Annotated in this window: 11 protein-coding genes; 4 read left to right on the top strand and 7 right to left on the bottom strand. The window is 54.1% G+C overall.

Annotated features, from left to right (window positions below; all coding sequences use genetic code 11):
- The 4 genes from ppx to purM all read right to left on the bottom strand — a co-directional run bounded on the left by ppx (nucleotide 1) and on the right by purM (nucleotide 5,506).
- Nucleotides 1-1,542 (bottom strand): exopolyphosphatase, encoded by a 1,542-nt coding sequence (ppx, locus tag OOJ60_RS10195; RefSeq protein WP_042290934.1) that lies wholly within the window; start codon nucleotides 1,540-1,542, stop codon nucleotides 1-3.
- Nucleotides 1,543-1,546: 4 nt separating this feature from the next.
- A complete protein-coding gene (ppk1, locus tag OOJ60_RS10190; RefSeq protein WP_042290933.1) occupies nucleotides 1,547-3,613 on the bottom strand; it encodes a polyphosphate kinase 1 in 2,067 nt (688 codons plus the stop codon).
- 217 nt (nucleotides 3,614-3,830) lie between these two features.
- Nucleotides 3,831-4,469, bottom strand: a complete 639-nt coding sequence (gene purN, locus OOJ60_RS10185) for a phosphoribosylglycinamide formyltransferase (protein ID WP_042290932.1) — start codon at nucleotides 4,467-4,469, stop codon at nucleotides 3,831-3,833.
- Nucleotides 4,469-5,506, bottom strand: a complete 1,038-nt coding sequence (gene purM / locus OOJ60_RS10180; protein WP_060570601.1) for a phosphoribosylformylglycinamidine cyclo-ligase — start codon at nucleotides 5,504-5,506, stop codon at nucleotides 4,469-4,471. The genes purN and purM overlap by 1 nt, the downstream gene beginning before the upstream one ends.
- A 265-nt stretch (nucleotides 5,507-5,771) precedes the next feature.
- Here purM and OOJ60_RS10175 point away from each other — a divergent pair, with 265 nt between their 5' ends.
- From OOJ60_RS10175 to OOJ60_RS10160, 4 genes are all read left to right on the top strand, one after another.
- Nucleotides 5,772-7,202, top strand: coding sequence for a 6-phospho-beta-glucosidase (locus OOJ60_RS10175; RefSeq protein ID WP_042290930.1), 1,431 nt, complete (start codon nucleotides 5,772-5,774; stop codon nucleotides 7,200-7,202).
- 182 nt (nucleotides 7,203-7,384) lie between these two features.
- Nucleotides 7,385-8,011, top strand: a complete 627-nt coding sequence (gene upp / locus OOJ60_RS10170) for a uracil phosphoribosyltransferase (RefSeq protein WP_003037929.1) — start codon at nucleotides 7,385-7,387, stop codon at nucleotides 8,009-8,011.
- A 94-nt stretch (nucleotides 8,012-8,105) separates the two neighbouring features.
- The gene (gene uraA / locus OOJ60_RS10165; RefSeq protein WP_042290928.1) at nucleotides 8,106-9,395 is read left to right on the top strand and encodes a uracil permease; all 1,290 of its coding nucleotides are present in this window, start codon (nucleotides 8,106-8,108) and stop codon (nucleotides 9,393-9,395) included.
- Nucleotides 9,396-9,489: 94 nt separating this feature from the next.
- Nucleotides 9,490-10,191 carry a DnaA inactivator Hda gene (locus OOJ60_RS10160; protein WP_233470889.1) on the top strand — a complete coding sequence of 234 codons (702 nt, stop codon included), beginning with the start codon at nucleotides 9,490-9,492 and terminating at the stop codon, nucleotides 10,189-10,191.
- Here the strand turns inward: OOJ60_RS10160 and OOJ60_RS10155 are convergent.
- The 3 genes from OOJ60_RS10155 to bepA form a co-directional block, all read right to left on the bottom strand.
- Nucleotides 10,181-11,104, bottom strand: coding sequence for an Rpn family recombination-promoting nuclease/putative transposase (locus OOJ60_RS10155; protein WP_205612507.1), 924 nt, complete (start codon nucleotides 11,102-11,104; stop codon nucleotides 10,181-10,183). The genes OOJ60_RS10160 and OOJ60_RS10155 overlap by 11 nt on opposite strands.
- Before the next feature lie 157 nt (nucleotides 11,105-11,261).
- Nucleotides 11,262-11,621, bottom strand: coding sequence for an arsenate reductase (glutaredoxin) (gene arsC / locus OOJ60_RS10150; RefSeq protein WP_205612506.1), 360 nt, complete (start codon nucleotides 11,619-11,621; stop codon nucleotides 11,262-11,264).
- Nucleotides 11,622-11,661: 40 nt separating this feature from the next.
- Nucleotides 11,662-13,125: a beta-barrel assembly-enhancing protease gene (gene bepA / locus OOJ60_RS10145; RefSeq protein WP_060570523.1), complete on the bottom strand. Its 1,464-nt coding sequence runs from the start codon at nucleotides 13,123-13,125 to the stop codon at nucleotides 11,662-11,664.
- Between the last annotated feature and the right edge of the window lie 56 nt (nucleotides 13,126-13,181).

Here is a 13,181-nt window from a genome sequence, read left to right as displayed (position 1 = left end):
TCAGGCGGCGATTTCCGGTGAACGTTCTTCCTCTATTTTCAGACGCCAGCCGGTGACCGCTTCCCAGTATTGCTGCTCTTTTTCCAGATCGAGCAGCACCAGCGCGTTCTGGCTGAACCAGTCATAAGGAAAACGGAGCGTCCAGTGGCTGTCGTCCGTGATGAGCGTCAGCGTCGGGGGCGTAGTCGTGGCCTGGCGCTGATTGTTCAGCAGAACGCCAAGGCGCAGCAACTGGATTAGTGGCAGGTATTGCTTCTTCTTGAACAGCGTAAAGCGCGGCAGATCGTCCAGCTTGATCGCTTTGCGGTGATAGCGAACCAGCGTCGCCATCATGGTTTGCTGCTCCTGATTAAAGCCGGGTAAATCACTGTTTTGCAGAATATAGGCTGAATGGCGATGCAGGCCGCTGTGATTGATATTCAGGCCTACCTCGTGCAGCATTGCGGCCCATCTCAGCAGCGCTTCCAACTGCGGATGGGCCAGTTTTGGCTGCTGCGCCTGCCACTGATCGTACATCTGCATGGTGGTATCCAGTACGCGTCTGGCCTGATCGCTGTCAATATTGTACTGATTCGCCAGGCTACTGGCGGTACGGCTACGGACGTCCTGGTGGCGAAAGCGGCCTTCCATTTCGTACAGGACGCCTTCACGCAGCGCGCCGTCGGAGAGGCGAAGCTCGCGGATGGCCAGCGCATCAAAGACACCGCAAAGAATCGCCAGACCCGGCACAAACACCGCTTTTCGCTCCTCGGATAAACCCGGCAAGCTCAGGGCGTCGAAATTGCGATAGTGCAGTATCTCTGTCACCAGACGGTCCAGACGTTCCGGGGTAATAAAACCGTCTTTTTCCCCCAGCTCCAGCAGCACTTCATGTGCGGCTTTAATGGTGCCGGAGGCGCCCAGCGCGACGTTCCAGCCCTGAATGCGAAACTGCCAGGTTAAGGTTTCGAGCTTTTGCGCCGCCGCCATTCTGGCGCGCTGGAAGTTTTCCGGGTTGATCGCGCCGCCGGGAAAATAAAGCTGCGCAAAGCTGACGCACCCCATACGACGGCTTTCAACCAGCTTTGGCTCGAAGTTTTCGCCGATCACCAGTTCCGTTGAGCCGCCGCCGATGTCGATCACCAGCTTACGCCCCTTTTCGGGCTGCGTGTGCTCAACGCCCATAAAAATCAGGCGCGCTTCTTCGTTACCGGAGATGATCTCAATAGGGTAGGGGATAACCTTTTCCGCACGCTTGAGAAAGTCAGTGGCGTTCAACGCCTGACGCAGCGTGTGCGTCCCCACAATACAGACGCTGGAGGGCGAAAACCCCTGCAGACGTTCGGCAAACAGCGACAGACAGCTTAGCCCGCGCTCCATGGCTTCTTCACTCAACCGGTTATCCGGGCCGAGGCCGTCAGCCAGATGGACACGCTGCTTCAGACGGCCAATTATCTGCATTGCGCCATCCACCACGCGGGCAATGACCATGTGAAAACTGTTTGAGCCGAGGTCGACTGCCGCAAACTCCTGCGGTCGTGGGGACTTATCATGTATTGGCATAGCGTTAGTCTGGTTGCTCGAGTGATTTGATGTAGTCATAAATCGCCAGTTGCGCCTGTACTTTGCGGCGATTCCCGCGCGGCACGTAGCGATTACTCAGTTCTTTGTCGATATAGCGGGCTTTTACCGTGTCGCTGAACAGGATGTCAATAATATCCAGTACTCGTTGCTTCAGGCGTGGATCAAGCAGCGGCGTCGCTACCTCAATGCGGTAGTCGATATTACGCGTCATCCAGTCCGCGGAGGACAGATACACCTGCTTATTACCGCCATTTTCAAAGATGTAAACACGGTCATGTTCCAGATAGCGGTCAACAATGCTGATGACGCGAATATTATCGCTGATGCCTGGAAGATAAGGAATCAGCGAACACATTCCGCGAACCAGCAGATTTACCGTCACGCCGGAACTGGACGCCGCATACAGGCGGTCAACCAGCCCTTTGTCGACCAAATTATTCAGCTTCAGGGTGATGCCGGAAGGGCGTCCCTGCTGAGCGTTGGCGATTTCACGGTCAATCATTTCATACAGCAGGCGACGCGAGTTTTGTGGCGAAACCAGCAAATAATCAAACGTTACCGGACGGTACGGGTTCTCAATAAAGTTAAACACCCGGCGCACTTCGTTGGTGATCCGCGCATCGGCGGTCAGCAGCGAATAGTCGGTATACAGGCGCGCGGTTTTTTCGTTGAAGTTACCGGTGCCGATATGCGCGTAGCGCACCACGTCGTCGCCTTCTTTACGCGAAATAAGAAACAGCTTGGCGTGAATTTTTAAGCCCGGCGCGGAGAAGATCACATGTACGCCCGCTTCCGTCAGGCGCTTCGCCCAATGAATGTTGGCTTCTTCATCAAAGCGCGCCTGTAGCTCCACCACCACCGTGACTTTTTTGCCGTTGTGGGCAGCATGGATCATCGAGTCGATAATCCGTGAATCTTTCGCCACGCGATAGATGTTAATTTTGATGGCCAGTACGCTCGGGTCGAAGGAGGCCTGACGCAACAGCTCCAGAACGTGCTCAAAGGTGTGATATGGATAGTAGAGCAGCACATCGCGTTCACGGATGGCGTCAAAGCCATTACGAAACTTCTCATTATCAAACCAGATATGGCGCAGGCGCGGCAGCGGTTTATTCACCAGATTCGCTTTGCCGACATTCGGGAAGTTAATGAAATCTTTGAAGTTGTGGTAACGCCCTCCGGGCACGATGGAGTCATAACGCGAGATGGTCAGTTTTTCCCGCAGCACTTCGACCAGCGCGTTGGGCATGTCGCGCTGATAAACAAAACGCACCGGTTCAGCGGTCAAACGCTGTTTGAGGCTGGAGGACATCAGCTCCATCAGGCTGGATTCCATCTCGTGCACCAGATCGTATTCGGCGTCGCGGGTCATCTTCATCGAATAAGCGTTCAGGGCGTCGTAATCAAAAAAGCCTTTGAAGATGTCATCCAGGCAGTAGCGCAGAATGTTGTCCAGCAGGATCATCGGTTTGCGGCGTCGCGGGGCTTCCGGCGGCAGGTTGACGAAGCGCGGCACTTTGTCCGATGGAATTTCCAGCAGCGCGTAGCGTATTGAATCACCACGAATGATCTCCACCGCGAGGTAGGTGTAATCATCTTTCAGAAACTGAACGAGATCCGTTTCGCGGTTGATCAAAATGGGGGTGATATGCTGGCGCAGGTATTGTTTAAAGTAGTGGCGCAGCCAGCTTTGCTGATTCACTGACAGTTGGCGTTCGTTAATCAGGAAGATCTGGTTGCGCGCCATCTCCAGCAACAGTTCGTTATAAAGACCATCAAATTCCTGATCGGCTTTTAACACACGGGACTGGATCTTGCCTAACAGATGGCGAGAATGCGAATTTGAACCCTGTTCTTCGCTAATGATAATGCGGCGCTTCAACTCGGCGAAACGCACTTTATAGAACTCATCAAGGTTATTGGAATAGATGCCTAAGAAACGCATCCTTTCGATTAGCGGGTTAGATTTATCCGCCGCTTCCTGGAGCACGCGTTCGTTAAACGCTAACCAGCTCAGCTCTTTCTCGATGTATAGCTTTTCCTGACCCATTAATACTTATACTCCGTTTGATTCACGGGACACGACCTGATCATTATGGCGAGCAATGCTCTGAGATGTCCAACTGTGCCAGAAAAGTATGACAATAAACTGTTTGATAACATAAAGGCGGGAAGAAAAGTAGGCCGGAGAGGGTATTTTGCCGCTATCCGGCGAACGGACGCGTCAGGGCCAGAAGACGGCGCTTCTGGCCTGTGAAGGGACCGAATTAATCGTCAGCCGCATAGCCCTGCGGCGGCAAACGTTGACCATCCAGCCACGCGGCGTTGTCATGCATCTTCAGACGGCCTTCGACGAACCAGCTCACAACCAGGGGATAAATGGCATGTTCCTGGGCCTGAACGCGCGCGGTGATTTCGTCTTCGTCGTCTCCCTCAAAGACGGGCACTTTCGCCTGTAAAATGACCGGACCGCCATCAAGCTCATCGGTGACAAAGTGCACCGACGTGCCGTGTTCCTCGTCGCCATTTTCCAGCGCCTGGCGGTGGGTATGCAGGCCGGGATATTTGGGCAACAGGGAAGGGTGTATATTCAGCAGGCGTCCGTGATAATGAGCGACAAAGGCTGGGCTAAGAATGCGCATAAAACCGGCCAGCACCACTACATCAGGCGCATACGCGTCGATCTCAAGGGTCAGCTCCCGGTCAAACGCTTCACGGCTGGCGAACTGATCGGCCGTCAGCGTATGCACAGGAATGTTCGCTTTTCTGGCGCGTTCAAGGCCGAACGCATCGGCCTTGTTGCTGAATACTGCGCGAAGGGTGCCGTTGATTTTCTTCTCTTTGCAGGCATCAATGATCGCCTGCAAATTGCTTCCGTTGCCGGAAATAAGCACCACAATATTCATTATTCAATAACCACACGCTGTTCGGAATCAGAAGCGTTGATGATACCGATTTTCCACGCGTTTTCACCCTTTGCTTTCAGCAATGCCAGCGCATTGTCCACTTCGCTTGCCGGAAGGGCGATCACCATACCGACGCCGCAGTTAAAGGTACGATACATTTCATGCTGGCTAACATTACCGGCGTTTTGCAACCAGTTGAACACGGCAGGCCACTGCCATGAAGATTCGTCGATCACCGCCTGAGTGTTGTCCGGCAGAACGCGTGGAATATTTTCCCAGAAACCGCCGCCGGTGAGGTGGGCGATGGCGTGCACGTCGACGTTCTCGATCAGCGCCAGGATCGATTTCACGTAGATACGGGTCGGCGCAAGCAGATGATCGGCCAGCGGCTTACCGTCAAGCTCGGTGGTTTCCGGGTCGCAGCCGCTAACCTCAACGATTTTGCGGACCAGCGAATAGCCGTTTGAGTGCGGGCCGCTGGATCCCAGCGCAATCAGCACATCGCCGTCGGCAACTTTAGAACCGTCGATGATTTCTGATTTTTCCACCACCCCGACGCAGAAACCCGCGACGTCATAGTCTTCACCGTGGTACATCCCTGGCATTTCAGCGGTTTCCCCTCCGACCAGCGCGCAGCCGGACTGCAGACAACCTTCCGCAATGCCCTGAATGACGCTGGCTGCGGTGTCCACGTCCAGTTTCCCGGTAGCGTAATAGTCGAGGAAAAACAGCGGCTCAGCGCCCTGAACCACCAGGTCGTTCACGCACATCGCCACCAGGTCAATCCCGATGGTATCGTGACGCTTAAGATCCATTGCCAGACGCAGTTTGGTCCCTACGCCGTCAGTGCCGGAAACCAGTACCGGTTCACGATATTTTTGCGGCAACGCGCACAGCGCACCGAAGCCACCCAGACCCCCCATTACTTCCGGGCGGCGGGTTTTCTTCACTACGCCTTTGATTCGATCGACCAGAGCATTGCCCGCGTCAATATCAACACCGGCATCTTTGTAGCTAAGAGAGGTTTTATCGGTCACTGCCTGGTTCCCCACGTTATTTCTTGCGGTAAAAGGAAAAATTCGGCGCAATTCTAACAGGGAAAGCAAACGTTTGCGAGCCTGCGTTGCATCCGATTTTATATGTTGATTTTTGCTGCGATTTTCTCGTACGGCGCCGTTTTTATGACCTGCGCCACGAAAATGAAACCGGGTACATTTCGTTGCTTGAATGCGCCGCTAAGTTTGCTCAGTATCGTACTGAAACCGGTTTCTGTTTTGCTAATGCGAATTAACGAGGGGATCTATGTCGGGATTTAAAGCGAATTTCATGTGGGGTGGGGCGGTCGCGGCGCATCAACTGGAGGGCGGCTGGCAGGAAGGCGGAAAGGGAATCAGCGTGGCCGATGTGATGACCGCAGGCGCGCACGGCGTCGCGCGGGAAATCACCGACGGCGTGCTGCCAGGCAAAAATTATCCCAATCACCACGCCATTGACTTTTACCGCCGCTACAAAGAGGACATAAAGCTGTTCGCGGAAATGGGCTTCAGGTGTTTCCGCACGTCCATTGCCTGGACACGTATTTTTCCACAGGGAGACGAAACCCAGCCCAATGAAGCGGGGTTGCAATTTTATGACGACCTCTTTGACGAGTGTCTGAAATATGGCATTGAACCGGTGATCACCTTGTCGCATTTCGAGATGCCGTACCATCTGGTGACGGAATACGGCGGCTGGCGCAACCGTAAGCTCATCGACTTTTTCGTGCGCTTTGCGAAGGTGGCGTTTACGCGCTATCAGCATAAAGTGAAATACTGGATGACGTTTAACGAGATTAACAACCAGGCGAATTATCATGAAGACTTCGCGCCGTTTACTAACTCCGGATTGAAATACCAGCCGGGCGAAGATCGCGAACCGATAATGTACCAGGCGGCGCACTACGAGTTGGTCGCCAGTGCGCTGGCGGTGAAAGCCGCCCGCGAAATCAACCCGGCGCTACAGGTCGGCTGCATGATCGCCATGTGCCCCATATACCCGCTGACCTGTGCGCCGGACGACATGATGATGGCGATGAACGCCATGCACCGCCGCTACTGGTTTACCGACGTCCACGTACGCGGTAAATACCCGCAGCACATCCTTAATTATTTCGAACGGCGCGGCTTCGCGCTGGATATCACCGACGCCGATCGCGCCGCGTTGTCTGAGGGCTGCGTTGATTACATTGGCTTTAGCTATTACATGTCGTTTACCACCAAAGCGACGGAGGATAATCCACAGCTTGACTATGACGAAACGAAGCATTTGGTCGCCAACCCCTACGTGCAGAAGTCGGACTGGGGGTGGCAGATCGATCCCGTCGGCCTGCGCTATTCGTTGAACTGGTTCTGGGACCACTATCAGCTGCCGCTGTTTATCGTTGAGAACGGCTTCGGCGCCATTGACGTTCAGCAGCCTGACGGATCGGTGGACGACAGTTACCGTATTGACTACCTGGCCGCGCACATCCGCGAAATGAAAAAAGCGGTGGTGGAGGATGGCGTGGATCTGATGGGGTACACGCCATGGGGATGCATCGATCTGGTTTCCGCTGGCACGGGCGAAATGAAAAAACGCTATGGCTTCATCTACGTCGACAAAAATAATGACGGGAGCGGCACATTGGCCCGGCAGCCTAAAAAATCTTTCGCATGGTATCAGCAGGTGATTAAAAGCAACGGTGAAACGCTCTGATTTCAGCGACTTGACCCGCCGCCCCGCGCAGAATGCGGGGCGTGTTTTATACTCATCAGCCAAAGGTAAATAACTTTGCTTGATCCAGGTCATGCATACGTTATGTTGCGCCCAGGAGGAAAAGCGGTATAATCCGGCGATTTTTTTTGTGGTTGCCACTCGTCTGAGGAAAGGAGAAGAGTATGAAGATCGTGGAAGTCAAACACCCACTCGTCAAACACAAGCTGGGTCTGATGCGTGAAAACGACATCAGCACCAAACGCTTTCGTGAACTCGCCTCGGAAGTAGGCAGTCTGCTGACCTACGAAGCGACTGCGGGCCTGGAAACCGAAAAGGTGACCATTGAAGGCTGGAATGGCCCGGTTGAAGTCGACCAGATTAAAGGGAAAAAAATTACCGTCGTGCCTATCCTGCGCGCAGGTCTGGGGATGATGGAAGGGGTACTGGAAAACGTACCAAGCGCGCGTATCAGCGTGGTCGGGATGTACCGCAACGAAGAAACCCTGGAGCCGGTTCCTTATTTCCAGAAGCTGGTGTCCAACATCGACGAGCGTATGGCGCTGATCGTTGATCCGATGCTGGCGACCGGAGGTTCCGTTATCGCCACCATCGATCTGCTGAAAAAAGCCGGTTGCAGCAGCATCAAGGTGCTGGTGCTGGTTGCCGCGCCGGAAGGCATTGCCGCGCTGGAAAAAGCGCACCCGGACGTGGAACTGTACACCGCGTCGATCGACCAGGGATTGAACGAGCACGGATACATTATTCCGGGGCTTGGCGATGCCGGTGATAAGATCTTTGGGACGAAATAAGTGAATCATTAAATATCAGCCGACTTTAAGAGTCGGCTTTTTTTTGAATAAAACAACTCAACTGCTAATAACAAAACACACAGAGGAAAACACTATGACGCGCCGTGCTATCGGGGTAAGTGAAAGACCGCCGCTTTTACAGACAATCCCGCTTAGTTTGCAACACCTGTTCGCCATGTTTGGCGCAACCGTGCTGGTGCCCGTTCTGTTTCATATTAACCCGGCCACCGTTCTGCTGTTTAACGGCATTGGTACGCTGCTGTATTTGTTTATCTGTAAAGGGAAAATCCCGGCTTATTTAGGGTCGAGCTTTGCCTTTATCTCCCCGGTGCTGCTCCTGCTGCCGTTAGGCTATGAGGTGGCGCTGGGCGGCTTTATTATGTGCGGCGTGCTGTTCTGCCTGGTCTCTTTCATCGTGAAGAAGGCAGGCACTGGCTGGCTGGACGTGATGTTTCCTCCTGCTGCGATGGGCGCCATTGTTGCCGTTATCGGTCTGGAACTGGCGGGGGTCGCTGCTGGCATGGCCGGACTGCTGCCGGCGGAAGGTCAGTCCGCGGATGCGAAGACCATTATTATCTCCATGGTGACGCTGGCGGTGACCGTGTTCGGTTCTGTACTGTTCCGCGGCTTTATGGCGATTATCCCGATCCTCATTGGCGTACTGGCGGGCTATGCGCTTTCCTTCGCGATGGGCGTTGTCGATACCACACCGATCGCCGAGGCGCACTGGTTTGCGCTGCCGACATTCTACACCCCGCGTTTCGAGTGGTTCGCTATTCTGACCATTCTGCCAGCGGCGCTGGTGGTGATTGCTGAACACGTCGGGCACCTGGTGGTTACGGCGAATATCGTTAAAAAAGATCTGGTACGCGATCCGGGTTTGCATCGCTCCATGTTCGCTAACGGTTTATCAACGTTGATCTCCGGCTTCTTCGGCTCTACACCGAACACCACCTACGGCGAAAATATTGGCGTCATGGCAATTACCCGCGTGTACAGCACCTGGGTGATTGGCGGCGCGGCGATCTTCGCTATCCTGCTCTCCTGCGTAGGCAAACTCGCAGCGGCTATCCAGATCATTCCGCTACCGGTGATGGGTGGGGTATCCCTGTTGCTGTATGGAGTGATCGGCGCGTCCGGTATCCGCGTGCTGATTGAATCGAAGGTGGATTACAACAAAGCGCAGAACCTGATCCTGACCTCCGTTATTCTGATCATTGGCGTCAGCGGCGCGAAGGTTCACATTGGCGCCGCTGAACTGAAAGGCATGGCGCTGGCCACCATCGTCGGGATTGGCCTGAGTCTGATCTTCAAGTTAATCTCAGTATTGCGTCCGGAAGAAGTGGTACTGGATGCGAAAGACGCGGATACGCCGCAGCAGTAACGCAGAAACCGGGCAGGAACGCTGCCCGGTTCTATCACAGCGGAATTCTGTGTTAAACTCATCGCGATTTAATGAAATCTGGGTTGAGGTATCTCTGAACACACCGGCACAGCTCTCCTTGCCACTTTATCTTCCTGACGACGAAACTTTCGCAAGTTTCTGGCCGGGGGATAACGCCTCTTTACTGGCCGCACTGCAAAACGTGTTGCGTCAGGAGCATAGCGGATACATTTATCTCTGGTCGCGTGAAGGCGCGGGCCGCAGTCATTTATTGCATGCCGCCTGCGCGGAACTGTCGCAGCGCGGCGACGCGGTCGGCTATGTGCCGCTGGACAAGCGCACCTGGTTTGTTCCGGAGGTGCTCGACGGGATGGAACAGCTTTCGCTGGTCTGTATCGACAACATCGAATGTGTCGCCGGCGATGCGCTGTGGGAAATGGCGATTTTCGATCTCTACAACCGCATCCTCGAGTCTGGAAAAACGCGTCTGCTGATTACCGGCGATCGTCCGCCACGTCAGCTTAATCTCGGCTTGCCCGATCTGGCCTCGCGGCTGGACTGGGGGCAAATTTACAAGCTTCAGCCTCTGTCGGATGAAGACAAACTTCAGGCGCTCCAGCTGCGCGCCCGGCTACGTGGCTTTGAGCTACCCGAAGACGTGGGGCGCTTTTTACTTAAACGGCTGGATCGCGAAATGCGTACGCTGTTTATGGCGCTGGACCAGCTCGATCATGCCTCGATTACCGCCCAGCGTAAGCTGACGATTCCGTTCGTCAAAGAGATCCTCAAGCTTTAACCGCAGACTGCTCTGGGTCTGTCTGATGTAATTCTGCTTCGCTGACGCCCGTCACGGTGAGAATGAGTGGCAGGTCGAGCCCGTTTTTCAGCATCTCTTTTGCGATACGTAACGCCGCGAGCTTTTGCCCTTTTTCCAGACCTTCTTCGAGTCCTTCGTTTCTCAGATATTCTGCCAGCGTCATAATTGTGTCCTTATATTCGGTTGGTTGGTTTGCCAGTGTCTGGAAAAAAGCGCGTTGATTTTCTACTTTTCCATTTTTTGATACGTAAAGCAATACTGTTTTAAGCTGCTCGTGGGTGATGTTGTTTTGATTGATTAATATTACTAGTTTATCTGTTAATTCATTTAAATCGCGCAAGCGAATATGTTTTTGCACTATTTCCAGAATCGCCATTCGTCGATGCTGCATAATTTCATCATCGGGTATGATGGTAATATCGACTAAAGGAAAGGCGTGATTATAGAAGTTTTCTGCCAGCGACGGCAGCGCAAACGCATCCAGCCAGCGCATTGAGTAAGGATAAGGGCTAACCAGACCGTGATAGAACAGAACCGGGATCACCAGCGGTAATGTGTCGTGTCCGGCGTCAAGGTGACGTTGCATGGCGGCAATGGCATAGCGCATCAGGCGAAACGCCATGTGCCGGTCGGGAGAGCTCTGATGTTCAATTAACGCGTAAATATAACCGTTACCTGCGCGCGTCTTTAATGAGTAAAGAATATCCGAATAATAGGCGCGCATCGACTCCTCAATAAAACTGGCAGACTCCAGACGAAGCGTACTGAGGTCACAAAGTTTATGCAGCGCACGGGGTAGATGACTCTCCAAAAAATCACGCGCGGTTTCGGGATGGGATAAAAATTGTTTAAACACGGCATCATGCGGTGTCGAGGTGTTCTTTTTATTCATGGCATCCTTTTCCTTCTTTAATGAATAGTCCGCAATCTAGCAGAAAGAAAAATAAAGAAGAGAAAGAAGCGGCAAGGATGCGAGTAGCCTCGGAAAATTATTGAGAGCCAAATAATAGAAAAGCGCCGCAATCGATACTGACGCGGCGCATGGGCGGTTAGCGGACGATGTCCAGCACCTGCTCTGGCGGTCGTCCGATTCGTGCCTGGCCATTCGCCACCACAATCGGGCGCTCCATCAGTTTGGGATTTTCTACCATCGCCTGAATCAGTTGCGCCTCCGTCAGATTGCTGTCTGCCAGATTGAGCGCTTTGTAGAGATCGTCTTTCTGGCGCATCAGTTCGCGGGCGCTGGTCATGCCCAGCATTTTCAGCAGTTGACGCAGTGTTGCCGCATCGGCGGGGGTGTCGAGATAAAGCACCACTTCCGGCTCCACGCTGTTGGACTGCAGCAGGCTCAGTGTTTCGCGACTCTTGGAACAACGCGGATTATGGTAGATTTTTACCGCTTCTGACATGACTTCTCCTTGTATCGCTATCCGGGCAAAGGACAGATAATTACATTTTGGTGTAAGGCTTAAAGCGTTCTTGCAGCTGACGCAACTGGTCGATACGGGCATCGTAACGCGCCTGCTGCTGGCTGCCCAGCTTCGCCTGTGAGCTGGCGCTGCTGAGTAATGAGATCGCCTGATCGAGACGGCCCGCCAGCGCGTAGCCTTCCGCGCGGGCCGCAAGCTCTTGATCGCGATGATTCAGCGCAGCTTGCGCCTGGGCAAGAAGATCCCAGCCATTGCTGTCGTCTTTATAATTAAACGTATAGCGGTTGAGGATCGTTGCGGCTTCCTGCGCCTGTCCACCCTGCAGCAGCGCGTTCGCGAGGTTAAGCTGCAGGACAGGGTTCACCCGCAAATCGCGCGCATTTTTCAGACGCGCGATCGCGTCATGGGTTTTCTTCTGTCCGAGATCGATGTCGGTGGCCAGATCCAGATACCAGGCGTTCCCCGGCTCCGCCGATAACAGCGGCTGGAGCGCTTTGCGCGCTTCATCATATTTACTGCCTTCCATTGCCTGAAGCGCCCGGCCATATTGCGCGGCGCGCTGCTGGCGGACGTTGCCTTTCGCCAGTTCATCCAGCAGATCGCTGGTTAACTGGTTGCGTCCGGAATTATACATCCCCAGGGTGCGCACTTTCGCTAAATAGAACGCTTCCGATGATTGCACCACGACCGGACGCATCTGGTTTGCCCGGTTACGGGCATCAGAAAGTCGGCTTTCCGGCAGGGGGTGGGTTAACAGGATTTCCGGCGGACGGGAGGAGTAGCGCGCCTGGTCGAGCAGTTTCTCCAGGAATGTCGGCATAGCCTGTGGATCGAATCCGGCGCGCTGAAGCACCTGGATCCCTATACGGTCGGCTTCCTGTTCGTTCTGCTGGGTAAAGCTGATCATTCCCTGACGCGTGCCCGCCAGCGTCCCGGTGAGCGCCGCCATCCCCGCCTGCGGGCTGGCCATTGCTAATAATATGGAGCCCAGTGCGCCAACCCAGGTGAGCGGCGCGCTGCGTTTTTGATCTTCCATCGCCCGCGCCAGGTGGCGTTGGGTAACGTGGGAAATTTCGTGCGCCATGACCGAGGCGAGTTGGCTTTCATTATCAGAGTAGCGAAACAGCGCGGAGTGCAGCACGACGTTACCGCCGAAGAAGGCGAATGCGTTGATTTCGTCGTTATTTATCAAAAAGAAATGGAAGGGCGTTTTGACCGAGTCGGCATGGGAAACCAGGCGCATCCCGAGTCCGTTAATGTACTGAACCAACAACGGGTCGTTAATCAACGGCGCGCTGCCGCGCAGCTGGCGCACATAATAATCGCCCATCTGCAATTCCTGCCCGATGGAAAGGGTGCTTGCAGCCGACGTTCCCATGTCCGGCAATGAGTCCGCAGCGTCTGCGAACGCGGGCGCCGCCTGACCGAGGGTCAGTGCGGCAATGAGGGTAGCCACCAGGTTTTTCTTAAACTGCCTGAACATAACCTCTGTCCTGTTTTCTTTGAGATAGTCATTTGACCGATGCCGGGCAGTATCGT

It is taken from the genome of Citrobacter sp. R4 (genome assembly GCF_026719175.1).
In the GTDB taxonomy this organism is placed as follows: domain Bacteria; phylum Pseudomonadota; class Gammaproteobacteria; order Enterobacterales; family Enterobacteriaceae; genus Citrobacter_A; species Citrobacter_A sedlakii.
Note: the sequence above shows the minus strand (reverse complement) of the source record. Positions and strands in the feature narration are given on the sequence as shown.